At 40.0% G+C, this 24,334-nt stretch carries 21 protein-coding genes and 1 pseudogene; 15 read left to right on the top strand and 7 right to left on the bottom strand.

Annotation, left to right across the window (positions count from 1 at the left end; genetic code table 11):
• Window positions 1-94 precede the first annotated feature (94 nt).
• Both V7K89_RS20615 and V7K89_RS20610 read left to right on the top strand, forming a co-directional pair.
• Window positions 95-1,444 (top strand): annotated as a pseudogene (locus V7K89_RS20615) (GAF domain-containing sensor histidine kinase); the annotation flags it as partial.
• A 331-nt stretch (window positions 1,445-1,775) separates the two neighbouring features.
• Entirely contained in the window at window positions 1,776-2,531 is a 756-nt protein-coding gene (locus tag V7K89_RS20610) for a hypothetical protein (RefSeq protein ID WP_335190366.1), read from the top strand.
• Between the two features lie 428 nt (window positions 2,532-2,959).
• On the opposite strand, the gene V7K89_RS20605 is transcribed toward V7K89_RS20610, so the two are convergent.
• The 5 genes from V7K89_RS20605 to V7K89_RS20585 form a co-directional block, all read right to left on the bottom strand.
• A complete protein-coding gene (locus V7K89_RS20605; RefSeq protein WP_335190365.1) occupies window positions 2,960-3,685 on the bottom strand; it encodes an HNH endonuclease family protein in 726 nt (241 codons plus the stop codon).
• Between the two features lie 17 nt (window positions 3,686-3,702).
• Window positions 3,703-4,989 carry a DUF262 domain-containing protein gene (locus V7K89_RS20600; protein ID WP_335190363.1) on the bottom strand — a complete coding sequence of 429 codons (1,287 nt, stop codon included), beginning with the start codon at window positions 4,987-4,989 and terminating at the stop codon, window positions 3,703-3,705.
• Between the two features lie 311 nt (window positions 4,990-5,300).
• On the bottom strand, window positions 5,301-6,707 hold the full coding sequence (locus V7K89_RS20595; protein ID WP_335190359.1) for an NAD(P)(+) transhydrogenase (Re/Si-specific) subunit beta: 1,407 nt from the start codon (window positions 6,705-6,707) through the stop codon (window positions 5,301-5,303).
• A complete protein-coding gene (locus V7K89_RS20590; RefSeq protein ID WP_138499926.1) occupies window positions 6,704-6,997 on the bottom strand; it encodes an NAD(P) transhydrogenase subunit alpha in 294 nt (97 codons plus the stop codon). Before V7K89_RS20590 ends, V7K89_RS20595 begins: the two co-directional genes overlap by 4 nt.
• 150 nt (window positions 6,998-7,147) lie before the next feature.
• Complete coding sequence (locus tag V7K89_RS20585; RefSeq protein ID WP_335190357.1) at window positions 7,148-8,320, bottom strand: Re/Si-specific NAD(P)(+) transhydrogenase subunit alpha; 1,173 nt, start codon at window positions 8,318-8,320, stop codon at window positions 7,148-7,150.
• Window positions 8,321-9,139: 819 nt separating this feature from the next.
• Here V7K89_RS20585 and V7K89_RS20580 point away from each other — a divergent pair.
• The 12 genes from V7K89_RS20580 to V7K89_RS20525 all read left to right on the top strand — a co-directional run bounded on the left by V7K89_RS20580 (window position 9,140) and on the right by V7K89_RS20525 (window position 19,600).
• Window positions 9,140-9,652, top strand: coding sequence for a DUF2808 domain-containing protein (locus V7K89_RS20580; RefSeq protein WP_335190355.1), 513 nt, complete (start codon window positions 9,140-9,142; stop codon window positions 9,650-9,652).
• Window positions 9,653-9,764: 112 nt separating this feature from the next.
• The gene (rpmH, locus tag V7K89_RS20575; RefSeq protein WP_099102484.1) at window positions 9,765-9,899 is read left to right on the top strand and encodes a 50S ribosomal protein L34; all 135 of its coding nucleotides are present in this window, start codon (window positions 9,765-9,767) and stop codon (window positions 9,897-9,899) included.
• Between the two features lie 26 nt (window positions 9,900-9,925).
• Window positions 9,926-10,348 (top strand): ribonuclease P protein component, encoded by a 423-nt coding sequence (gene rnpA / locus V7K89_RS20570; protein ID WP_335190353.1) that lies wholly within the window; start codon window positions 9,926-9,928, stop codon window positions 10,346-10,348.
• Window positions 10,335-10,727, top strand: a complete 393-nt coding sequence (locus tag V7K89_RS20565) for a PH domain-containing protein (RefSeq protein WP_335190351.1) — start codon at window positions 10,335-10,337, stop codon at window positions 10,725-10,727. The genes rnpA and V7K89_RS20565 overlap by 14 nt, the downstream gene beginning before the upstream one ends.
• Before the next feature lie 214 nt (window positions 10,728-10,941).
• Entirely contained in the window at window positions 10,942-12,093 is a 1,152-nt protein-coding gene (yidC, locus tag V7K89_RS20560) for a membrane protein insertase YidC (protein WP_335190349.1), read from the top strand.
• Window positions 12,090-12,617, top strand: coding sequence for a Jag family protein (locus V7K89_RS20555; RefSeq protein ID WP_335190347.1), 528 nt, complete (start codon window positions 12,090-12,092; stop codon window positions 12,615-12,617). The genes yidC and V7K89_RS20555 overlap by 4 nt, the downstream gene beginning before the upstream one ends.
• A gap of 147 nt (window positions 12,618-12,764) precedes the next feature.
• On the top strand, window positions 12,765-13,283 hold the full coding sequence (locus V7K89_RS20550) for a YceD family protein (protein WP_335190345.1): 519 nt from the start codon (window positions 12,765-12,767) through the stop codon (window positions 13,281-13,283).
• 243 nt (window positions 13,284-13,526) lie between these two features.
• Window positions 13,527-13,742, top strand: a complete 216-nt coding sequence (locus V7K89_RS20545; RefSeq protein ID WP_442941724.1) for an AAA family ATPase — start codon at window positions 13,527-13,529, stop codon at window positions 13,740-13,742.
• 33 nt (window positions 13,743-13,775) lie between these two features.
• Window positions 13,776-15,425, top strand: coding sequence for an ATP-dependent nuclease (locus V7K89_RS20540; RefSeq protein WP_335190341.1), 1,650 nt, complete (start codon window positions 13,776-13,778; stop codon window positions 15,423-15,425).
• Window positions 15,426-15,581: 156 nt separating this feature from the next.
• Window positions 15,582-17,093: an AAA family ATPase gene (locus tag V7K89_RS20535; protein ID WP_335190339.1), complete on the top strand. Its 1,512-nt coding sequence runs from the start codon at window positions 15,582-15,584 to the stop codon at window positions 17,091-17,093.
• A 367-nt stretch (window positions 17,094-17,460) separates the two neighbouring features.
• On the top strand, window positions 17,461-17,970 hold the full coding sequence (locus V7K89_RS20530) for an SH3 domain-containing protein (protein ID WP_335190368.1): 510 nt from the start codon (window positions 17,461-17,463) through the stop codon (window positions 17,968-17,970).
• A gap of 208 nt (window positions 17,971-18,178) precedes the next feature.
• The gene (locus V7K89_RS20525) at window positions 18,179-19,600 is read left to right on the top strand and encodes a peptidoglycan-binding protein (protein WP_335190337.1); all 1,422 of its coding nucleotides are present in this window, start codon (window positions 18,179-18,181) and stop codon (window positions 19,598-19,600) included.
• Here V7K89_RS20525 and V7K89_RS20520 read toward each other — a convergent pair.
• Both V7K89_RS20520 and V7K89_RS20515 read right to left on the bottom strand, forming a co-directional pair.
• Complete coding sequence (locus V7K89_RS20520; protein ID WP_335190335.1) at window positions 19,597-22,623, bottom strand: SMC family ATPase; 3,027 nt, start codon at window positions 22,621-22,623, stop codon at window positions 19,597-19,599. The two genes, V7K89_RS20525 and V7K89_RS20520, sit on opposite strands and share 4 nt — an antisense overlap.
• A 354-nt stretch (window positions 22,624-22,977) precedes the next feature.
• Window positions 22,978-23,169, bottom strand: coding sequence for a hypothetical protein (locus V7K89_RS20515; RefSeq protein WP_335190333.1), 192 nt, complete (start codon window positions 23,167-23,169; stop codon window positions 22,978-22,980).
• A 162-nt stretch (window positions 23,170-23,331) separates the two neighbouring features.
• On the opposite strand from V7K89_RS20515, the gene V7K89_RS20510 reads away from it, so the two are divergent.
• Window positions 23,332-24,303 (top strand): NACHT domain-containing protein, encoded by a 972-nt coding sequence (locus V7K89_RS20510; protein WP_335190331.1) that lies wholly within the window; start codon window positions 23,332-23,334, stop codon window positions 24,301-24,303.
• Window positions 24,304-24,334 lie beyond the last annotated feature (31 nt).

Here is a 24,334-nt window from a genome sequence, read left to right as displayed (position 1 = left end):
ATGCTGAAGTATTCAATTCGATTATTACTTCATTACTTGAAGTACGGGAAAATACCCGTGTTAACCTGATTCATCCCGCACTTATGCAACGCCCATTTTTGCTACTAGTACAGAAGAAGTCCGACGGTTATTAGAAGTTGACCGAGTGACAATCTATCGATTCCGAGCTGATTGGAGTGGCGAATTTGTTGCTGAGTCTTTAGCTCAAGGTTGGACATCAGTAAAGAAAATTGTACCTGCGATGTATACGACGGGCGTAGCTGCCTCAGATAATTACTTGCAAAAAAACCAAGTAGAAGACTTTGCTAATGGTAAAACTCTGGTCATTAAGGATATTTACAGCACCGATAATTCTATTCCTTATATTGCCTTGATTGAACAAATGGAGGTTAGGGCATATATGATTGTGCCGATTTTTCAGGGTGAGAAACTTTGGGGATTACTAGCAGCTTATCAAAATATTAAGCCTCGTGATTGGCAAGAAGATGAGGTAGATTTGCTGATGCAGATTGGTACTCAGTTAGGGGTAGGACTTCAGCAAGCGGAATTACTCGAACAAACTCAATGTCAAAAAGAAGAGTTGACCCAGACTCTTAAAGAATTACAGTACACTCAGAGCCAGTTAATTCAAAGTGAGAAAATGGCAGGACTAGGGCAGTTAGTTGCTGGTGTAGCACATGAAATTAATAACCCGATTAGTTTCATTTATGGCAACGTCACTTATGTTACTGAACATACCGAAAATTTATTTAAATTACTGCGCCTTTATCAGAAACAGTATCCTATAGCAACAGGAGAAATTCATAAGCAAGCAGCAGTAGTGGATTTAGATTTCATTAGTGATGACTTGCCCAAAATTTTGACTTCAATGAAGATGGGGGCAGAGCGGATCTCTCAATTAGTCTTATCGTTACGAAGTTTTTCTCGACTTGACGAAGCTGGAATGAAGCCCGTTGACCTTCATGAAGGTATCGATAGTACTTTGCAAATTTTACAACATCGACTGCAACCACTAACTAATTCTTTTGCTATTGAGGTAGTTAAACAATATGGTGAATTGCCCCCGATAGTCTGCTATGCAGCCCAAATGAATCAGGTGTTTATGAATATTCTCAACAATGCGATCGATGCACTGGAAAACTCAGTAACTAGTGGAAAAATAATTGATAATCCAAAAATTTGCATACGTACAGAAATCATAGAAGGGGATACTATTCTGATTTGGATTGCTGACAATGGTTGTGGAATTCCAGAGATTGTGCGATCGCGCATTTTTGAACCTTTCTTTACCACCAAACAACCTGGACAAGGCACTGGTTTAGGTCTATCTATTAGCTACCAAATTATTGTAGAAAAACACGGCGGCCAACTCAAGTATATTTCTGAACCTGATAATGGCTCTGAGTTCTGTATCCAAATTCCGAGCAAACTGTGGGTTAGCTAGAAGTTCTCCAAGCCCAACACAGCACTATCAGACGATGACAACTTCTTTATATTTCGCTCAAAGGTAGAAATATTTATTAGCACTTTTACACCCATGCTACAATCAGCCCCTAACTTCGAGAACAGCTAGTCTGTAGTAAAGTTTACAGAAAAAATGAATACTACTTATTCTTGGGCTTTCACTAAAGGTTTGAAAAGTTTGATTTCTATTAATATACATAATTATAGACTTATATAGTCCGTAAGTCTTACCTAAGAATGAGGGCAATTCCGTAGAGTCTTTATAAAGTGATACCTGTACACTTATTTAGTTTTGTTACGGAAATTACACCATGAGTTCTCAACAAAAATCCAATAGTAAACAAGGGGAGACTGCTACCAAGAAAGAAAGCACAGCAGCTAAAAAAGCTGATAAAGCTGATAACTTGGATTTAGATTCACTTGTTTCTGCACTAGAAGGAGACTTGACTGCTCTTGATAGCGAAACTGCTACTGGCTTTATAGATGAGTGGTATACTTATTTACACAAAGCTAAAGAGCCAGAAATCAAAGAAATAGCCGATAACCTCAAGCAACTCAAGCAACTGGTGAAAAGTGGTAAAGCTACAGGTCATGAAATTGGTGAAGTGCTAACTGAAATTGGTGAGCAAACAGGTAATGTTGCTTCTGATACTGATAAGGAACTAAAAACTCCGTTACAGAAGTTAGGTAAGCAACTTCGCAATATAGGTGTTTCACTAGGTAAGGCGGAAGACCAGGAACAGATTGAACAGATAGAATCAGTAATAGAAACTCTTGAAGGAGACTTGACTAAAATTGAACCTGAGGCGGCGCAAGGTGCAATTGATACGTGGTACACCTTATTGCATAAGTCTGAAAACGAGAATCTCCAAGAAGTTGCTAATGGACTTAAAGAACTTAAGCAACTCTTGAAGCGCAAAACTGCTAAAGCTGCTGACTTTGCCGAGGTGCTGACAAAATTGAGCGAACAAACTCAACAAGCTGCAACTGATGCCCCAAGGGGATTTAAGGGGCCAATTCAAAGATTAGGTAAGCTTCTAAGTAAAGCTGGCAAGTCATTGGATTAATTTTAAAGTCTGTTTAATTACCAATAATAAAAGCACCTCATTTCACTTTGGCTGAGGCTAATGTGGAGTGAGGTGTTTTGTATAATCACATCACTACGTTTTCGTGTCTTACAACTGTTTATCTCAGTTACCATATTTATTAACGAACTACAAATAGACTAAGACACAAAGGAAGAAGAGGCGATCGCGTTTCAATAAAAAGCAAGCGATCGCATAATGGAGATTTTGCAGGCGATCACTTTTTTAAGGAACCACAGAGGACAAAGAAGAAGAAGAGAAGAGGCGATCACATATTGAAAGATGAGTAGCGATTGCTTTTTTAATTTTAACTAACCTCCAAGATACTAAGGAGTCAGATTTGAGGTGAGCACATTTTGGTTAGTATGTGTCAATCATTTTTTGTCTCACGCAAAGTTATACATATTTTATTAATTAGATAAATTTTCTTTTTTTAAGACAAATCCTATACCCAAAAAATCTACTTTTTCTTGGTCATTTCCTATGCTAAATTTCCATCTTTCTTCCATAAAATTTAGTAAATGAATTCCCCTTCGAAATATCTCCTTAGCTGTCCAATGTTCATAATTTGCTACTTCATTTTCAGAAAAAGATCCATATCTATATCCAACAGCATTTGTTTCATTACCTTTTTTTACAAGGAAAGATTTATTACTAAAGCTAGAGTTTTTAGCTGATGAAAGAGGCAATAAGTTACCAAGAGAATTTTTTAATAAATTTTTTTCTTTAGTTGTATAGTTTTGGAAAGCATCACGCCAATATTTGTCTTTGTCAGTTTGTGGATATATATGTTCAACAGTTCTATAATCTTCTGTAGAATCATTATTAGTAAATTCATCCCAATTTATCTTTTTTTGGCTATGTTTTGATAATGATTGTAGATATAAATCATATTCATAAAGAAAATATTTTATTCCACGCCACTTATAAAAGTCTCGCGTCTTAAACTCCGACTTTATTCGTTTGAATGCTCCCTTTTCAATATATATTTCATTAAATATTTCTTCCAACTCTTTTATTAATTTTTCTGCTGTAACTTTACTTTTACTTAAATTTATTGCTTTTTCTAAAGTATTGAATCCTGTTATAGAAAATATTGCCTGAGACGGAAAACCAATTAATAAAGCAAAAAACATTAGTAATTCTAAAGCCTTTAAAAATCTGACTCTCTTATCTGTGTTAGTTTCTTTCTTGAAAAAACCATTATTAAAGGAGGAACAACGGATGCCGTTCCAGTATTTACTAATCTGTTTAGTTTATCTAACCAAATTTTCTCATTTTCTGAAAAATCACTAAAATAAGGATTAGAAATTTTATGCCATAACACAACTGATTGTTGCAAATCTCTGACATAATCATTTATGAATTTAGTGTTTAACTTAATTGTATTATTGCTGCTATCACCGTTGTTTTCTTGAACAATATTTTTAGATATAAATATTTTTTCTAACAAAAATTTATAGTAATCAGCACGAATAACATAACGACTTGTGTTTATATTGATACCAAAAGTTTCAACAGCAGATATTTCATCTTCAGTGCTTGTATCTTTTCCAAAATACAAAATAAAATGATTAAAGAGAAATTTGTCATCATCTAGGGGATTATCTTTATTTTTACCTAAATTATGATATACAGTTTTCCATGCTTCATTTATACTATGCCTCAAATCTCTTTTTTCATAATCTTCAACATTAAGCTTTATAGTAAGATATATTAATCTATTTTTCAATAATTCAAGCACTGAAAGAGGTTTTCCTCTATTGTTCATCGTCTCAAAAGCGATACAAACTTCTATATCATTAGAAATCGTAAATAAATTAAACAATAAATGCTGTGTTAATTTTTTAAATATATTTTCTCTCTCTACATGAGACAATTTTTCTAATGCATCTCTAAAAAATATTTTAGCTATTTCGAGGTTATGAGTATAAATTGTCTCCTGCTTGTCAGAAATATTAAAAGAATGCTCGTCAAAAACCTTTGTCTTTAAAAATTCATAACTTGGATTATCTTTTTCATAACCAAAAATATACGATCTAGAAATACCGTCATCTTTTGAATCAAAAATATATTTTTTACGGATATCCTCAACAGTATTATAATTTAATTTAGTATTTTTATCTGTACACTCAATCAATCCTTGAATGAGAATTATTGCAGTTGTTAATCTCTGTTGACCATCAACAATATAGTAAGCGTCATAACCTTTGGACTGTATGATCCATGAATCATTTTGCCATTGATTGATAACCTCGCTAGAAACTTCTTCTAAAGTTAAAACTCCTAAATAATGATTTTTTCTATCTTCCAGTTGTTCTAAATCATTCCAAAAATCTTTAAGTTGCTTCAGATTCCAAGCATATCCTCTCTGATAGTCTGGTATTCTATATAGTTTTTCTGTAAAAATTTTAGATAGCGAATATAGTTCTTTGTCCATAAATTATTTATCCTGCACCAAAATAAATAGTTAAATTAAGTTGCGGTTGGTCTGTGTAACTTTATACATATAAACTTAAAATTACTGTTTTGTCAAACTTCAAGAGCTAATTTCGACTATAAAATTTTGTAAAACTATACTCAACACATGAATTAAACTTTGATTAGTACAAAATTAGTACGTTTTTATTAAAGTCTCCTTTGTGCGAAACAATCTCCCTCCAAAAAAAATTGCCTCAGAAGCATCACACTCCCAAAGCAAGCCAACTCTCTAAATTCTTTACTCCACGCTCTCTGCGCCTCTGCGGTTCGTTAAAGTTGCTTCACTTCCGAAACCAACTTCGCCACCATATCCTTCGCACTACCAAAAAGCATCGTAGTTTTATCCTTGTAGAACAACTCATTATCTACACCAGCAAAACCCGTACTCATCCCGCGCTTAATTACAATCGTCTGCTTCGCCCGATCTACTTCCAAAATCGGCATACCATAAATTGGGCTATTTGCATCACTCCGCGCCGCCGGATTTACCACATCATTTGCCCCAATTACCAAAGCCACATCTGCTTGCTCAAACTGAGGATTAATATCTTCCATGTCGTACAACTGGGTATAAGCCACATTTGCCTCTGCTAGCAACACATTCATGTGTCCTGGCATTCTCCCAGCAACGGGGTGAATGGCATACTTGACATCAACGCCCATCCGTTCTAGCTGATCTGATAATTCCCGGACGCTATGTTGCGCTTGGGCAACTGCCATACCATAACCAGGCACAATTACCACAGAACGGGCATAACCCAACATCATCGCCCCTTCTTCGGGATCGATACTACGGACAGTTTGATCGATCGCACCACCACCAGCAGCACCACCACCAGAAGTAGCTCCTGTACCAAAAGCACTGAACAGCACACTGAAGAGAGAGCGGTTCATTGCCTTACACATAATTTCGGTGAGGATTAAGCCAGATGCTCCTACCAAAGCCCCAGCGATGATCAACATATTGTTCATCACCACGAAACCAGCAGCAGATGCCGCTACACCTGACAACGAGTTCAACAACGAAATTACCACTGGCATATCGCCGCCACCAATGGGGATGACGAACATCACACCTAACACTAACGAAACAGCTACTACTCCCAAGAATATGGGTAAGCTATCTGGTGTAATGATTAAATAGGCACTGCCTACCAAATAAGCACCCAGAAGCAACAGGTTAAATGGTTGCTGGAAAGGAAATGTAATCGGAGAACCGCTAATTAAACCTTGCAATTTAGCAAAGGCTAAAAAACTACCTGTGAAGGTAACGCCACCGATTAACACGTCCAATAGCATGGAAATGTTCACATCTAGGGGTACGGGTGCGCCAGAATCCAATAATCGCCAGAATTCAGCAACGGCGACTAATGCTGAAGCCGCACCACCTAAACCGTTGAGTAAACCTACCATTTGCGGCATTTCCGTCATTTGGACTTTGTAGGCAACGATCGCCCCAATTCCCGATCCAATTGCCAAGCCCAACAATATCATCTCGTAGTTCAACACATGCTGATCTAGCATTGTCGCCACAATTGCTAGCAGCATCCCCACAGATGCAACCACATTACCGTTTCGCGCTGTAGCTGGTGAACCCAGCTTTTTCAAACCAAAAATGAATAAGGATGCAGCGACTAAATATGTCAGCTGAATGCCAGTTGGTAAAAAGTCGCTCACGCCTTAATCTCCTTCTTCTTGAACATTTGCAGCATTCTATCTGTGACGAGAAAGCCACCTACAACGTTGACTGTAGCTAGTACTACAGCAATTAAACCAAGAATCACTGACACAGTTGTTTCTCTAGCACCTGATGCTACTATTGCCCCAAGTACCGAAATGCCAGAAATTGCGTTTGAGCCTGACATTAGGGGCGTGTGGAGAGTCGGTGGTATTTTGTTGATAACTTCAAAGCCGATAAAAGATGCCAAAACAAACACAAACAAAGCAGCAAGTAATGCCTCTGTCATGAAATCAAAACTCCTTTTAGGAATGGGTATTGGGTACTGGGGATTGGGTACTGGGGATTGGGTATTGGTGTATTGGGTACTGAGAAAGTATTGCTAAGTATCTATTTCCTAGTCCCCAGTCACTAGTCCCTAGTCCCTAATCTTCAGTTCCTAATTAACCGCTGGTTGTTGAGTATTCGATGCTTGTAGCGCATCCCGCACTCGTTGATTGCGAATTTCACCAGCGTGGGTAACGCAAGCTGCATCAACGATGTCGTCACCAAAGTCTACCTGTAAAGCTTTGTCTTTAATTAGCAATTGCATCAACGATGTTACGTTCTTGGCATACAATTGGCTGGCGTGAATTGGCATCGATGATGGGAGATTGATGGGGCCGATAATTGTTACACCGTTCCACACAATATCTTTTCCGGGTTCTGTGCAGGCGCAGTTACCACCCTGATCAGCAGCCAAATCCACAATCACTGAACCGGGTTTCATTTGTGCCACCATTTCTTCTGTAACTAGCCGTGGTGCTTGTCTCCCAGGAACTTGGGCGGTGGTAATTACTACATCAGAATTTTTGACGTGTTCGGCGACAACTTCTTGGGTACGTTGTTTGCTAGCCTCGGAAATTTCCTTGGCATAACCGCCAGCCGCAACGGTTTCTTCGTCTAATTTGACTTCAACGAATTTTGCCCCTAAGCTTTGCACTTCTTCTTTGACGGCGGGACGAATATCAAAGGCTTCTACCACTGCTCCCAAACGTCTAGCAGTGGCGATCGCTTGCAATCCGGCTACACCAGCGCCCATAATAAATACTTTCGCTGGGGCGATCGTGCCTGCGGCTGTGGTTAACATCGGGAAGTATTTCGGTAACGCTGCGGCAGCAATTAATACTGCTTTGTAACCGGCTAATGAAGCTTGCGAGGACAAAGCATCCATACTTTGCGCCCTGGTGGTACGGGGGATCATCTCCATACTCAAAGCTGTGACTTTCCGATTTGCCAGTTGCTGTGCTACAACAGGATTTCCCAAAGGATTGAGGAAACTGACTAAAACAGCCCCTTCCTTTAACAAATCAATTTCTAAGCGTCCATCTTCTCGTTCTTGCGGTGGACTGACTTTCAGTAGAATATCTGTTTCACCCCATAATTTGGCAGTATCGCTGATTATTGTGGCTCCTGCTGCTTCATAGTCAGGATCGCCAAAAAATGAGCGTTCTCCTGCACCTGCTTCTACCCACACTTCCAAACCTTGTTTTACCAATCGGGCAACGATGTCAGGAATTAATGCCACACGACGTTCACAAACTTCAATTTCTTTAGCAACTGCTATTCTCATGAAATCTCCTGAAGATAAATACCTAATCTCTGCTAAGTAAGCGATTGTCCAGACGAGGGTGTTCCGCGCTCATAGTAATTAGGCAGGAACATCAGCCATGAATTTTACTTGTAGATTGAACCTTGAATCTTTCTTCTCCCACTCTTAGCTCTCCAGACAAAGCCTGATTTTTTTGTAAAGTTCTGAGCGGAGGGAACCTCCGATCGGACTTTCCGCTTTGCCGCTCGCAGATGTCATATTTTCAGATAGTTGCAAACAGGGTTATGTATTGCATATCCTAAATTGATTCCCAAATTTTGCATCTTTATCTTTAGCTTGTTTTCGGGATTGAGAAATTTTGGTGTTCCTTTCTTATAGAGTATTTTATAGAGTAATATTGACCGAATTTTGAAAGCTTTATAATTTCCCAATCAAATTTTAATAATTACGATTGCGATTCCAACTTATTTTAATCAATTTAGCCCATGTTAACTGGCGATCGCTGATGACATGGATCAAATTTTATAACAAAATTCTCAAATTTAGATACACTTATACATATTTGTCAACACAATCCAACCCCAACTGTATTTATATTTAGTGCAAATTTGACCAACTTGGTAATCAAATCAGAGCTACATAAGGATAATGAAGTAAATTTATATAATGTTTGTTTTGATACTAAGTACCTTTGGTGATGCCTAAACTTCAGGTAGGATGGCACTTTTTTTGGAAATTAAACGTCCATTGTTAGGAAGCCAGTAGTAAAGTTTAGTAAAGAATACTAACACACAGTTATTTTAGATAACAGATTTATATTTTGGTAGAGGAAGTTCAATTATGCGACGTTTACTTTCTGCTTTAGCCGTGACTAGCTTTTTGGTTACTGGATTACCAGCCTTAACTTTGGCACAAAGCTTACCTGGATTTACGCTGTTTAGCGGCGTAAAAGCCGAAAATCAGCTACCCTTCCGGTTAGATTTTGGTGGACAAGCCAATGGTTGGGATCGATACATATTAAGGATTCCAGCCAAAAGAATGAAATTGGCAGTTGGTCAATTTGCCATTACCTACCCTGATTATTACAAAGGAACTTTTGACCAGAAAAAAATTGAAGTCCGAGTCAAAGGCAAAGCAGTTCCGCTTTCTGAGGTGAAGTGGGACAAAGAAGGTAAACTGATTAATATTTTTCCTGAAGAACCAGTGCCAGCAGGTAGTGGAGTTGAAGTAGTATTATCTAACGTGAAAAACCCATCGTTCGGCGGAGTTTACTATTTTAACTGTCAAGTGCTCTCCCCTGGGGATGTACCACTACTGCGTTACATGGGAACATGGATTTTGAGCATTAATTAAGAGTGGAGAGAGGGATAAGGAGAAGAACTAATCCCAAATTCCTAATTCCCTAACAAAGTGATATCATTGGAGATTGTGAGTTTTTATAAAAATCACCTAAAGGGAGAACAGTATGAAAAGAACATTGGGCGGCACTAGCCGTAAGAGAAAAAGAACCTCTGGTTTTCGCGCCAGGATGCGGACACCAGACGGTAGAAACGTGATTAGCGCTAGAAGAAAAAAGGGACGTCACCGTCTGAGCGTTTAGCGCATATCAAGCGATAAAGAGCATCTGTGGCTTTGCCCAAAGCAAATCGGCTAAAATCCCGAAAGGATTTCCAGGCAGTTTTCCGAGAAGGAATTCGGCGTCATGGCTCTTATTTAATATTGAGAGCCTTAAAGCCGTTATGTTCAACAAAACTTCCTTTAGACACTGCCACCCAGACTACACAAGCAATTGACTCAGCACATCTTGCCAGCACGCGGATTGGCATTTCTATTAGCACAAAAGTCAGCAAAAGGGCAGTGGTTCGCAACCGAATTAAACGGCAAATTACTGCTGCTTTACACAACTTGCTGCCAAAATTATCACCAGGATGGCGGCTAGTATTCATTGTCAAACCTACAGCAGCAGAATCTAAGTGCGTAAGCCCACAATTTCTGCAAGAATTAGAGCAGTTGTTGGCACAAGCTGAGGTGTTCGATGGGAATTCGTGAAGATGTTTATTATGAAGGTGGCCCCCATGTTGGGGATTTAATTGTCAACCTGCTGATTGGGCTAACCATTGTCGGGCTACCATTAGCAGTTGGGGCAATTGTCAGGGCATTGTGGCTGCGTTTCCGCATCACTGATCGCCGAATTACTGTTACCGGAGGTTGGCAGGGGCGCGATCGCACTGACGTAATTTACTCAGAAATCGTCAAAATCGTCAAAGTCCCCCGTGGCATTGGCTTTTGGGGAGATATGGCCATTACCTTAAAAAACGGCAGTCGTCTTGAATTGCGCGCAATTCCCAAGTTTCGGGAAGTCTATGACTACATTAACGAAAAAATTGCTGCAAAAAATCCCGAATTTACCGGCACTGCCAATAAGTAATGAGCAGGGAGAACAGAGGAAGCAGGGGAAGAAAAACTATTGGTTATTGCCCAATGACGCCACTTGCTCCACTTGAGGAGACCCCAAGACCACAGTGGCTCCCCAATGCCCCATTTATAATGTGCGGCTATCCGTAGCGAAAGATAGTCGCCGACAAATCATGATTTAGATAAATTAGATTCAGTTTACAGTACCTCAGGTTGAATTCAGAATAATGGATTTTGGTATCGGCTTTCTCTCGAACAACGTGATGCTGCCAATCATAGATTTTTTCTATGGTATTGTGCCTAGCTACGGATTGGCGATCGTTGCTTTGACCTTGATAGTCCGCTTTGCGCTCTATCCCCTGAGTGCTGGCTCAATTCGCAACATGCGGAAAATGCGAATTGTACAACCTCTAATGCAAAAGCGGATGGCAGAAATCAAAGAGCGCTATAAGGATGATCCGCAAAAGCAGCAGGAGGAAATGGTTAATGTCCAAAAAGAATTTGGCAACCCTTTGGCAGGCTGTTTTCCATTATTAGTGCAAATGCCAGTTTTGTTAGCGCTGTTTGCCACCTTGCGGGGTTCGCCTTTTGCAAGTGCGAACTACAGCGTTAACCTGCAAATTCTTCCCACAGAACAAATCGAACAAATTCAACCGCAAGCCTTTGCCACTGCTCCTCAAAATATTTACATAGCAGATGGGGAACACGTTAAAGTAGCTGCCATTATTCCTAGCGGAAACAAACTAGCGGTAGGAGAACAAACCAAGATACAGTATCAAACTGTTGAGGGTAAACCATTTCAGGTGCTTTTAACAGAACACCCGGAAAATAAGCTGATTCCTGATTGGAAAGTTACCAAAGGTGAAGATAGGATAAAAATTGATGCTCAGGGCAATGTAGAAGCCTTGCAACCAGGAGAAGTTACTATTCAAGGAACAATTCCTGGACTAGCAGCAGAAAAAGGCTTTTTATTCATTGATGCTTTAGGTAGGGTTGGCGCCCAAGATGCAGATGGCACAATTCATTGGGATATCGTCGCCATGATCGTCTTCTTTGGAATCAGCCTTTATGTTAGCCAAATGCTTTCCGGGCAAAATTCCAGCGGCGGAAATCCACAGCAGGATACAGTTAACAAAATCACCCCCGTTATCTTTTCTGGGATGTTCTTGTTCTTCCCCCTACCAGCTGGGGTACTGATGTATATGGTGATTGGTAATATTTTCCAGACTGCACAAACTTATCTTCTCTCCCGCGAACCTCTACCGGAGGAACTGCAAAAAATTGTAGACACTCAGGAGAAAGAAGCAGCAGTCACAGAACAAAAAGCATTACCGTTTGAACCAAAAAGTCCTAAGAAAAAGGCGACAGGGGGATCATGAGCGACATTCCGATGCAGCGAGGTCAGCAGTGGTTAAAAACCCTGCTGGAACTCACTGGAATACCTGTTGAGATTCAGGGTGATTTAAAAACTGCTCAATCTCAAGACGGCGATTCCCCAGAACCAGATAACTACTGGTTGACTATTGACCAAACCAATTTGACATCAGAACAAATCCAGCTATTAATTGGTGCTGATGGTTCTGTGTTAGATGCGATTCAGTATTTAGCAAATTCGGTTCTAAACCTTAGCCAACCCCCGGAAGAACAAGCCTCTTACACCATTGAGTTAAATGGCTACCGGGTCAAAAGAGAAGCCGAAATTCGCGCATTAGCAGAAGCAGCAGCTGATGAAGTGCGTTTTTCTGGTAGAGAAGTGGAAATCAAATCTCTTAGTTCTGCTGAACGGCGTCAAGTTCATACCTTCTTGAAGGAATTTGGAGATTTAGATACCTTTAGTCGCGGTAAAGAGCCACATCGTCATCTGGTTGTCTGTCCAGCCCCGTTGGAAGGAGTTAGGAGTTAGGAGTTATGAGTTTGGAGTTAATTGAAAACTCATAACCATATATAATTTCAAAACTTCTCTTGTTCTTAAGGGATAAAATAAAGATTCAGTATCAGTATAATTGCTGGTAATCGAGATAAATTTTAGTGAGGATGTCTCACAAATCCTATGGACGCAATTTATATTCCGCAGCTAACTAGAGCATCGGAGCGAACAGAGGAAGTTCAAGTTAAAGAATTTCTGCTTGGTCTGGAAACGTTAACACCAGTTCGCGGTCATGTGCGCGTGCAACATCATGGTAATTACCTGGAAGTATCGGGTCAGGCAGAAACAATTATTACTTGTACCTGCAACCGCTGCTTGCAGCAATACAATCGCCGTTTAGGGATTGATACAAAGGAAATTATCTGGTTAGATGAAACTGCAAATCAGGTAAATGACTTGCCTTTAGAAAGGGAAGTAATTATGGAAGATTTGCTGGAAAGCTTACCGCCTGATGGTTATTTTTATCCCAACGAATGGCTATATGAGCAGATGTGTTTGGCAATACCCCAGCGCCAATTATGCGATCGCAATTGTCCAGGCATTCCTGTAAGTAGTAGTGTTGATAGTTCTGATAGTTCTGAAACTCCAGTTGATCACCGTTGGGCTTCTCTGGAAGCACTGAAAAAGCAACTTTCAGGATAGTAAGACGCATAACAGTGCATCACTTTTCAGTTTAAGTTTTACAACTTATGCAGTAATTTACTAAGCTAATCTATGACATTTTCATAGAAACCCGGCTTCTCTAAAAGACCGGGTTTTTCGGTTTTACTTGGCAAAATAAATTAAATTGCCAATAATAGAATTAACTTAGTCAATAAATAATACAAAATGTTTATCAAGAAGCTGCAAGTATTTAACTATAAGTCATATCTCGACTCTGGTCTAATGGAATTTTCACCAGGTATTAATATTATTGTTGGGCGAAATAATGCAGGAAAAACATCTTTACTTGAAGTACTATCACTTAATTTTGATAATTATCCTCATCAAAGTATAAGAACATTACCAAAAAAGGTTTCTATTTTAAAGGAAAACAAATCTAGAGTAGAAATTATTTGGCAAATTCAGACGGAAGAAGTGCGAAATTTTATAAAACATTGATCTACTAATATTGGAATACCTGCACCAAACAAAGTGTTTTTTATTGGATATGAAGATGAGCTAAATCGACAACAACTAGTCGAAGAAGACTATTATGATATATTTTTAGGATATGTAACTGAAGCATTCGATAAATTTAAAAACAAATTAGAAAATAATAATTCATTGGAAATAAAAATATCTTTATACTCTAATATGGCAATGGATGATATTAGTTTAAAAAAGTTACTTAATTTTGAGTCATTTAAAACACAACTCAATTGCCAAGACTTTTATAGGATTGAATATAAATTGGGAGAAATATCGCTTTTATTAGATGTCGATACAAAAGAAAATGATGCTGATATAGTCAAACCTTGTCAGTACAAAGCAGAAAATTATGAAAGTATAGGTTACAAGATATTCAAGACTTTTCTAAATAGTATTTATAGATTTAAAGCTGAACGCCTAAACGTTGCTATTTGCAAATTTGAAAATAATGATGAACTGAAATCAGATGCTTCCAATTTGGCTAACGCAATATGTATATTACAGGGTAAAAACCCAGGTATGTTTACTCAATTTAATAAATTAGTCTCAGAAATTTTAGATGAAATAAAGTGGATTTCTGTATTACCGAAAGATAATTCAAATGTTGAAATTATAGTTTGGACTACAGATAATCTTCATAGAGATGATTTATCAATTTCTCTCTCATTATGTGGAAGTGGAGTTAGCCAGATACTAGCAATTGTCTATATTTTAATTTCATCTGATCAACCAAGAACAATAATTATTGATGAACCACAATCTTTTTTACATCCAGGTGCAGCTAAAAAACTTATAGAAACTATTAAACAATTTCCGCAGCACCAATATTTTATTGCTACTCATTCGCCAGAAATCATTGCATCTGCGAATCCATCTACTATTATCAAGCTTCAATATCAAGATTATGAAACCACTGCATCAGTAATAAAACCAAAAGAGATAGAGTCACAAAACGAAATCTTAGCTGAACTTGGAGTTAGGTTATCTGACGTTTTCGGTGCTGATAGTATTCTCTGGGTGGAAGGACAAACTGAGGAGATATGTTTTCCACTGATATTGGAGAAAGTTGCAAGAATAACATTAATGGGTATTAAAATTTTATCTGTCAATAGCACTGATGCTCTTTTGGATGGAAAACGATCTGACCTTGTTTTTGATATTTATAAAAAACTCACAACGGGAGCAACTCTATTTCCGCCAGTCATTGGATTTATATTTGATAGAGAAAGTAAGACAGAAACAAAGATTCAAGAACTAAAAAAGAGAGGTGTGACTTTTTTACGCCTACCCATGTATGAAAATTATCTACTTTCCCCTGAAGCTATATCAGTGGTAATAAATGAAGAGGCTACATGGCTAGAAACATCTATCAGTATTACTCAGGTTCAGGAATCTATTGACAAAATTAAACAGGAAAAATCTTATCTGCTTCAAGGTGGAAAAAGAGAAGAAGTTTCAGATAATAATTGGTTATCTAAGATTCACGGTGCAAATATACTTAAAAGTATGTTTCAAGAATTATGTGATAATAAATTGGAATTTAGAAAAACTAAACATTCTTATAATCTTACAAAATGGCTAGTTGAAAATAAACCTGATTTCTTGTCTGAACTGGCTGAAGAATTAGGAAATATCTTACATAAAAGTCAGTAATTATTTTTATACAGAGCGATCGCTCATCCTTGAGGAATATCTCACATAGAGCGATCGCACCACCAACAGCCATGCACAGGCAGATATTGTTTTTTTAGTTGTTAGAGGCGATACAAACCTGAACAATGAGAGAAGAACAAATAACCACAGCTAAATATGAACTTCCGTGAAGAGTTTAAATTGCTGCTACGTGCCCGCTACCCCTTGATTTATATTCCCACATACGAGGAGGAGCGGGTAGAAGCAGCTATCCGGGAAGAAGCAACCAACCAAGGTAATCGCACAGTATATACCTGGGATTTTGTCGATGGCTACCAGGGAAACCCCAATGATGTTGGGTTTGGGCGACGTAACCCGTTGCAAGCTTTGGAATTTATCGAAAAATTACCAGCTTCCGCACCTGCGGTATTGATTCTCCGAGACTATCATCGCTTTTTAGATGATGTAGCGATCGCCCGCAAACTCCGCAACCTGTCCCGACTCCTCAAGTCACAACCAAAAAATATTGTCCTACTGTCGCCGCGCATCGCCATCCCTGACGACTTAACCGAAGTGTTGACAGTCGTCGAGTTTCCCTTACCCGCCGCCCCAGAAATTAAAACTGAGGTAGATCGCTTGTTCCAAAGTACTGGTAACTCCCTTTCTGGAAAAGTTTTAGATGATTTGGTGCGCTCTTGTCAAGGACTTTCGATGGAACGGATTCGCCGGGTTTTGGCAAGAGCGATCGCTACCCACGGAGAATTGCGACCAGAAGACGTGGATCTAGTTTTGGAAGAAAAGCGCCAAACTATCCGCCAAACCCAAATCTTGGACTTCTACCCCGCCACTGAGCAAATTTCTGATATTGGCGGACTGGATAACTTGAAAGACTGGCTGATTCGTCGGGGAGGTTCATTTACCAATCGAGCGCGACAGTACGGATTACCGCATCCCCGTGGTTTAATGTTGGTAGGTATTCAGGGAACTGGTAAATCATTAACAGCAAAAGCGATCGCTCATCATTGGCATTTACCTTTGCTACGTTTGGATGTGGGCAGGTTATTTGGTGGTTTGGTGGGTGAATCAGAATCTCGCACTCGCCAAATGATCCAAGTAGCTGAAGCCCTTGCTCCCTGTATTTTGTGGATTGATGAAATAGATAAAGCCTTTGCCGGACTTGGTAGCAAAGGTGATGCTGGAACAGCTAGCCGTGTGTTTGGTACTTTTATTACCTGGCTAGCCGAAAAAAGCTCACCCGTGTTTGTCGTCGCCACCGCCAACGACATCCAAGCTTTACCGCCGGAAATGCTCCGTAAGGGACGATTTGATGAAATTTTCTTTGTGGGTTTGCCCACCCAAGAAGAGAGAAAAGCAATTTATGATGTTCATTTATCCCGACTGCGCCCCCATAACTTGAAAAGTTATGACATTGAAAGGTTAGCTTATGAAACGCCCGATTTTTCTGGGGCAGAGATTGAGCAAACTTTAATTGAAGCGATGCATATTGGATTTAGCCAAAACCGTGACTTTGCTACGGACGACATTTTAGAAGCAGCCAGTCAAATCATCCCCTTGGCGCGAACTGCTGTAGAGCAAATTCAGCAACTCCAAGAATGGGCTGCCGCTGGGAGAGCGCGTTTAGCATCGAAACACAATCCTTTGAGCGAACGCCTCCGGCGCACTACGTGAACCCGAAAAAAATGTAGAGACGTAGCAGTGCTACTTCTCTATAAGGGTTCTCAATTACGCATATTTAATTTCACCAGATGTCTATTCAGCATAGCTACAATAATCAGTTAGTAAAAAGTCAATAGTTAATGATGAATTATTATGGACTATTGATACTGATAGGTTCTTGCTTCTCTACTTGTAACCCTTGAGAGCCAGTTCAATACCACTCCCCTCAATGGGAAGGCAGCGCCTTCTCTATGAGACGCTCCGCTTTGGCAAAAGCCTCTCGCATAGAAGCGGGTTCCCTCATGAGCGACTGCTGTGAGAAAATACGCACGTGACTGGCTCACCTTCACCCTTGACTGTTGATAATCAGGTTTTAATTATGTTGTCTGGCTTTACAAAGTTTATATTGGGGTTTTTCTTAGCGATCGCTGTGTTAGTAGGTGGCGGTGCTGCAATTGCACTCTATTTTATGAATCGCACCGGCGTACCCCCCGCCAAACCCGTTTTTTCCAACGATAGTCCCTCGGTGAAAGCCCAAGCTCCAAAAGCAACTGAGCCTGGAAAAGGTAAATCTACCCTTCCACCTGGAACTAAGGCTCAATCATCTCCAAGCTCAACCTCTACTTCCACAGCATCACCAAAGGCGACACCATCATCAAAACCATTGCCAGCGGGAGCTTACCGAGGACGTGTTAGTTGGGCTGAAGGCTTGAGTTTGCGCTCTCAACCAAATCAAGAATCTGAAAAGATTGGTGGAGTTGGTTTTAATCAAAAAATTATTATTTTGTCAGAAAGCGACGATAAAGCTTGGCAAAAGATCCGTTTGGAAGGTAGCGAACAAGAAGGTTGGGTGAAAGCAGGTAATACTGAAAAAGTTAATGAACAATAGGCATGAGGCATTGGGCATCCGGCATGGAGAAGAGACAAGGTAGACAAGGAAGAGGGGGGAGGCTTGGGAGAGACTTGTTCAATAATTCCCCCTTGTCCCCTTGTCTCACCTGCTCCCTGGATACTTACTTATAAAGAATCATACGAAAAGTAATTATTACACAGGTAAGTGGTATACTTTTTTCTAGTCATCAACTTGAAAAAAGCAAGTGAAAACAGGGGTAGCTAGCCATTTAATCAAGCTTGCCTCAGTCTACGAGGCATCCGAAAGTATCAAGGTTGTTCCTATCGTAGTTAATTTCAAATTTTTAAGTTGGAAAAAGTTATCGACTGGTGCTGCAATGCGTTTTTTGTCTGTGGCACTGATTATGGGGCTTGTGAGTATTGCTGGACAAGCTTTAGCACTTCAGAAAATAGGAAGTAATGGGCCTGAAGTTAGCAGTACCCAGAGATGTTTAAAAAAGTTAGGCTATTTTAACGGCCCGGTTACAGGAAAGTTTGCTGCCTTAACTAAAAATGCTACGATCAAGTTCCAGCAAGCAAATAGAATATCTGCTGATGGAGTTGTGGGTATTAGTACTCAACGCGCCTTGCAACGAGCCTGTCAAGGTAGAAGTTCCAATAGAAATATCGGTGGCGCATCGCGCTCACCAGTTGGTCAATATCCTACTCTTTCTCAAGGCAAAACTGGTACAGCCGTCACAAAATTACAACAGCGTTTACGGCAGTTAGGCTACTTTAATGCTAATCCCACTGGAAATTTTGGACGAATTACTAAAGATGCTGTAATTGCATTTCAGCGGAATTATCGCATAACTGCTAACGGAATTGTGAATCGACAAACTTGGAACGCACTAATGGGTTCCTCTTTGACTTCAGGAAGATCGAGTCTTTCCACTCAACAAGTGAGAGAACTCCAAGTGCGTTTACGCCAGTTAGGTTATTTAAATACTGATGCCACTGGGAATGTTGGTTCAATGACTAGAGAAGCTGTAATTGCATTCCAGCGAAATAATGGACTACCTGTTGATGGCATTGCTAATGCCCAAGTTTTGGACTCAGTGCGTAGAGTCTCCACAGGTGGTATTCAACAACCAGGTAGAAGTTATCTAACTGTAGGCGATCGCGGAGAAAATGTCAGATTAGTTCAAGAGCGTTTGGCGCAGTTGGGTTTCTCTAATACTAATCCTGATGGACTTTTCAATGATTACACCAGACAATCTGTGATTGCATTCCAGCAATCTTCTCGAATTAATTCTACTGGAAATGTAGATTGGCAAACTTGGGAAGCATTGGGGTTAAATGGTTCAACTGGGAGTAATTACACTCAAACTAATGATTATGTATTAGCTGACACTAATCGATATGCATTACCCCCTGCCAATGACTATGTAGAACCTGTTACCAATGGCAATACACTAGTTGCTAATAATCCTTACAGAGTAATAATTCCCATTTCTAGTAATGATACTCTAAGTAAGGTACAACAATATATACCTAATGCTGTCGCGGTGCAATCCAATTTAGGAGATTATGTGAATGCTGGAGCATTTAGCGATCGCGCCCAAGCAGAAACATTAACAAAAAAGCTCCGCTCGTTAGGTCTTGATGCACGCGTAAAATACAATTAAATTGACAAGCTCAACCGCGAACCTTCTTGAGTTTTATTCACTTCAATCCTGGCTTGGAAAGCTTCTTTGAGGTGGGGCATGTGGGTAACAGTAAGAATACAGGCGAAATCAGAAGCGATCGCATTAATCGCAGCAATCAAGCGATCGCATCCTTCAGCATCCTGTGTACCAAAACCTTCATCTACAATCAACAATTGCAACGCCGCCCCTGCCCGTTGCGCTAATAATTTCGCCAAAGCCAAACGGATGGCAAAGTTAATTCTAAAAGCTTCTCCACCTGAGTAAGTTTCATAAGCTCGCGTTCCTCTAGAATCGGCGATTAAAATATCTAAGGTGTCTATCAGTTTGGCGTTTTTCTTGGTTGATTTAGCACTGCGCCCAGCTTTTTGAGTAATAAATTGTACATGAAACTGATTACCACTCAACCGCGAAAGTAGTTGATTTGTCTCGGCTTCCAGTTGCGGCAAGACATTCTCAATCATTAATGCTTGGATACCATTTTTACCAAAAGCTTGCGCTAATTCCTGATATACACGATATTCCTGCTTGCAAGATTGTAATTGCTGCTGCTGTTCTTCATATTGAATTTGCAGCATTTCCAGTTGATGCGCCAGCTGTTCTAAACGCCCCAACTTGGCTATTTGCTCGTCGAGTTGTCGTCTGCGGATTGCTAGCTGCTGTTCTAAAGTTTGAATTTGGGCAGATGGGTTAGCTGTTGCTTGTAGTTGCTGGATAATACTTTCGATTTGGCTGCCGAGTTTTTGGCGCTCCGTTACTCTGGCGCTTCTAGACTCCTCTAACTCTTGCAATCTCGTCTGGAGTTGGGGATACTGCTGCTGGGCTGATAGCAGTTGTTGATAGCGCAAATGCCAAGATTGAGCTTTCTTTGCAGCCATACGCAGATTGTTGTGCTGCTCGGAACTGTAGCCAATTTCAGTAATGTGACGCTCAAGAGCCGCGATTTGTTTAGCACATTCAGAATCAATCTGATCTTGCTGGATTTTGGCTTGTAATTGGGCAATACTAGCTTGAAGTTCTGGTTTTCGGGCTAATAGTTGCGCTTGTCGCTTAGTTGCATCTTTAATTTGCCCTTGTTTAATTTCTGCCCATCGCCACCGCTCAACTTCGCTCCGGGCGAGGGCGTGGTCTTGTTCATTATAATTAACTTGTTGCAGATATTGGTCTAGCTGTCGGAGTTCGGCTTGTTTATCGGGAGCGTAATCACCAGCTTGGAGCGATCGCTCTAAATGCTGTTTTTCATCAGCAATCTGTTGTAACTGTTGTTGCACATCAGTTGTCGCTTCTAACTGTGCTGCTAACTGTCCTCGCTGTTCGCGTAAACCATCATAGCCCGTTAACTGTTGCGATATATCGCGATATTCCTGCCTGAGTGTCTGAATTTCTTTGTCAGACACAGCCAATTGTTCCCGCACTACCCAAAACTGCCCTTGAGTATCCTCTAACTCGCTTTGGGTTTTTTCCACTACCCGACTCCAGTGATGTTCGTCTAAAGGACGCTCACACAATGGACAAAGTGCTTCAGGATTTTGCAGCATTTGCAATTTCTGCTCTAATTCTCCCAGCAGTTTTTCATAATCTCGTTGATGAGCTTGCAGACGTTCAATAAAGTGCCGCCTTTCTTGCCCTTTTTCTTGGACTCGTTGCAGATAAACCCGCTTTTTCTCCAGTTCCTCAATTTGAATTGCCACATCCATCACCGCTTGTTGTAGTTGCGGTTGGCGGCGGTGCTGGTGTTGCAATTGGTTCTCAGTGCTTTGGAGTTGTTCGAGTCGCGCTACTAAACCGGCATGAGTGCGATCAAGTTGACTTTGTAAAGTTGCTCGTTGTTGCAACAAGGGAGTAACTTGCATTTGCAGTTGATCTAAACGAGCAACATGGTGACGAGCTGCGGCTAGTTGTGATAAAGCGGCTTCTACTTCACCCGACTTAGTGAGAGTTTGCTGAATGTCTCGCTCTTGTTGCTGCAAAGCTTCTAGCTGTGCTTGGGCTTGTTGCAGTTGGCGTTCGATTTCGTGAATTTGTTTGGTAAGCTGTTGTTGCTTTTGTTGGCGATTCTGCCCAGCGCGGGTATGTTCTTCAAATTTGACAGCAAAAGCTTCTTCTTGAGATTGGAGACTTTGATATTGAGCGTATCCAGCTTTAATCTCAGCTTCTTGGTGTAATATTTTTTCTAAATCTAATAGCTGAGAGCCAATAGCTGATTGTTCTTGTTGGAGGCGATCGCAATCTTGAGTAAGATTTTGGTATTGCTGCTTTACAAAATTGAGTTGTTGTTCCCAATTTTGGCGCTGGTGCTGGATAACTTGCAAATTTTGTAATTGAATATTATCAAAAGCTTGTACCTGTTGCAGTTGGTTGAGTTCGGCTTCTAACTCCACTCTTTGCGCTTGGGTGATCTGGCGTTGTTGCAGCTGAATTTTTATCGACTCCAAAGAACGCTCTAACTCAACTGCCTGGGCTTTGAACTGACGAGAAGATTCCTTTGCCCGTTCTTCCAAATCATCGTACTGATTGAGTTTCAACAACTCCGCTAAAATTTCTTTGCGTTCTGTGGGGCGCTTGAGCATGAATTCATCTGCACGACCTTGACGTAAGTAGGCAGAATTAATAAAAGTATCATAATCAAGCTTGATATGTTCTAAAATCAAATCTTGGGTTGCTCTTACCCCTTTGCAAGTGAGTGAGCGAAACCCAGATGGTATTTCTATTTGAAATTCGAGGACGCTAGTACCTCCTCGAATTCGGGTACGAATCACCCGATATTTTTGTTGGTTACTTTTGAAAGTAAAATCAACCCGAACTTCTTTCGCACCAGAATAGATGACATCATCTTCAGTAGTGGCGCGGCTTTCACCCCAAATTGCCCAAGTGATTGCTTCCAAAAGAGAAGATTTACCCGCACCATTGGAACCCGAAATACAAGCCGTATGCAAACCGCCAAAATCTAAGGTTGCATCACGGTAACTAAGGAAGTTTTTGAGGATAAGTTGTACTGGGATCATTCAGGCTATAGCGCCACATCTACTTTTAATTATTAACAGTACAGATGCACTGTTTGTTAGTTTAGCTATCTAAATATCAGGTTTCTAGTCTTGAAGACATCAATTTTACAAAAATTTACAATTATTTGAGTGAATTTTTCTTATTGTATGAAAAAGTTTTACTGTCTTCAAAGAAAAATGAAACTCTTCTGGAGGCTTTTCGTTATTTTTTTGTTGATTGAGAAGAAAACGTTCTTATTTGATTTGTGAGAATTGAAAGTTATAGATCCCTGACTTTTTAGAAGTTGTCAGGGATCTTGTATCTGAGGAATTATTTAGGATTGTGATAGTCACCAAGAAAGAATTTGTCATTGACTAGTTGCGATCACTTAACTTAGACCGAGGTATCAACAATCCAATATATGTACCGACAGCAAATTTTGTTAAATCTAAAAATGGAGGGCGACTCTTCTCGTCGATAATCGCAAGAGTAAGAGAACCAATCACCATAATCAGCGTTACAACAGCCAGCACTTCATCTCTTGAAGGAAACTTCTTGGATAACATTGACTCCCTCCCAAATCGTTTGAATCACTACATCCCTACTTTGACAAGTGAGTGTTTGTTCTAGGTTTAAATACAGGTTTGTGATATGAGTGACTTGTGTATGCGATGAGTATAAATTGCCAAATTAGTAGTTAGAATCAGCAAAAGTGTAGTGGTTAGCTTATGTCCGGGCGATCGCTTTCCTGTTCTCCAGAAGGTATCCAAAAAGCAAAAAGAGCTTTAACTCGTTATTCCTTAACTCAAAAAGCATTAGCTGAAGATTTAAAAGTAACTCGCCAGCCGATCGGAAAGTTTTTTACAGGTAAACCTGTTGACCGCAATCTCTTTGTCCAAATTTGCGACAGGCTAGATTTAGAGTGGGAAGAAGTAGTTGCTGAACCAGCCAGTGAACCAGAGGTAAATCAGGATAGCAGCATTGATATTGATGTGATCGTGCAAGAGGTACGGGAAAAGATAAAACCTCTGATTCAAGAGCGCTGCGGCACAATGCGGGTGCTAGATATGACTCAACCCATAGGGTTGAATGACATTTACACCAGCGTCAATATATTAGAGAAAATTACTGGGCTACAACGGTTAGAAATTGATGAATTATTGCAACAGTGTACTAGCGAAGATTTTGACCGCTTTGGACTAAACAGAATCACTACAAAACGAGTGCTAGGACTGGAAGCGGTTGAGAAATATCTCAAGCTGATGATTTTAGGAAAGCCAGGAGCAGGTAAAACCACATTTTTGAAGTATTTAGCAATTCAGTGTATAGAGGGTGAGTTTCAAGGTAATCGTGTGCCAATTTTTATCACGCTCAAAGATTTTGCTGAAGCTGCAAATAAACCGGGATTACTAGAATACATTTGTCAGCTATTCTCTAGTTGCAGAATAGTCACTACTCAAGTAAGTGATTTATTCAAGCACGGTAGGGTATTGGTTTTGCTTGATGGACTAGATGAAGTAAGAGAAGAGGACAGCAGCAGAGTTAGACATCAAATTCGGGAAGCTTCTGACAATTTTTATCTATCTGAAGAATTTCAAAAAGACTTACTAAAATACTCTAAAGAATTTAAAAAAGATTTAAACCTCATCCATCTTGAGAACTGGAGTTTTGCCAGAAAAAATATTACTCTGAGGAAGTAGGTGTAGTAGAGAAAAAAACGAGGATGCTTAA

Origin of the sequence: Nostoc sp., from assembly GCF_036917515.1 — a bacterium.
Lineage (GTDB): Bacteria > Cyanobacteriota > Cyanobacteriia > Cyanobacteriales > Nostocaceae > Nostoc.
Note: the sequence above shows the minus strand (reverse complement) of the source record. Positions and strands in the feature narration are given on the sequence as shown.

Bases quoted from the DNA above. Each gene is read 5' to 3' on its own strand.
- V7K89_RS20610 (WP_335190366.1), top strand. From the start codon at position 1,776: ATGAGTTCTCAACAAAAATCCAATAGTAAACAAGGGGAGACTGCTACC.
- V7K89_RS20605 (WP_335190365.1), bottom strand. From the start codon at position 3,685: ATGTTTTTTGCTTTATTAATTGGTTTTCCGTCTCAGGCAATATTTTCT.
- V7K89_RS20600 (WP_335190363.1), bottom strand. From the start codon at position 4,989: ATGGACAAAGAACTATATTCGCTATCTAAAATTTTTACAGAAAAACTA.
- V7K89_RS20590 (WP_138499926.1), bottom strand. From the start codon at position 6,997: ATGACAGAGGCATTACTTGCTGCTTTGTTTGTGTTTGTTTTGGCATCT.
- V7K89_RS20585 (WP_335190357.1), bottom strand. From the start codon at position 8,320: ATGAGAATAGCAGTTGCTAAAGAAATTGAAGTTTGTGAACGTCGTGTG.
- V7K89_RS20580 (WP_335190355.1), top strand. From the start codon at position 9,140: ATGCGACGTTTACTTTCTGCTTTAGCCGTGACTAGCTTTTTGGTTACT.
- rpmH (WP_099102484.1), top strand. From the start codon at position 9,765: ATGAAAAGAACATTGGGCGGCACTAGCCGTAAGAGAAAAAGAACCTCT.
- V7K89_RS20565 (WP_335190351.1), top strand. From the start codon at position 10,335: ATGGGAATTCGTGAAGATGTTTATTATGAAGGTGGCCCCCATGTTGGG.
- yidC (WP_335190349.1), top strand. From the start codon at position 10,942: ATGGATTTTGGTATCGGCTTTCTCTCGAACAACGTGATGCTGCCAATC.
- V7K89_RS20555 (WP_335190347.1), top strand. From the start codon at position 12,090: ATGAGCGACATTCCGATGCAGCGAGGTCAGCAGTGGTTAAAAACCCTG.
- V7K89_RS20550 (WP_335190345.1), top strand. From the start codon at position 12,765: ATGGACGCAATTTATATTCCGCAGCTAACTAGAGCATCGGAGCGAACA.
- V7K89_RS20545 (WP_442941724.1), top strand. From the start codon at position 13,527: ATGGAATTTTCACCAGGTATTAATATTATTGTTGGGCGAAATAATGCA.
- V7K89_RS20535 (WP_335190339.1), top strand. From the start codon at position 15,582: ATGAACTTCCGTGAAGAGTTTAAATTGCTGCTACGTGCCCGCTACCCC.
- V7K89_RS20530 (WP_335190368.1), top strand. From the start codon at position 17,461: ATGTTGTCTGGCTTTACAAAGTTTATATTGGGGTTTTTCTTAGCGATC.
- V7K89_RS20520 (WP_335190335.1), bottom strand. From the start codon at position 22,623: ATGATCCCAGTACAACTTATCCTCAAAAACTTCCTTAGTTACCGTGAT.
- V7K89_RS20515 (WP_335190333.1), bottom strand. From the start codon at position 23,169: ATGTTATCCAAGAAGTTTCCTTCAAGAGATGAAGTGCTGGCTGTTGTA.
- V7K89_RS20510 (WP_335190331.1), top strand. From the start codon at position 23,332: ATGTCCGGGCGATCGCTTTCCTGTTCTCCAGAAGGTATCCAAAAAGCA.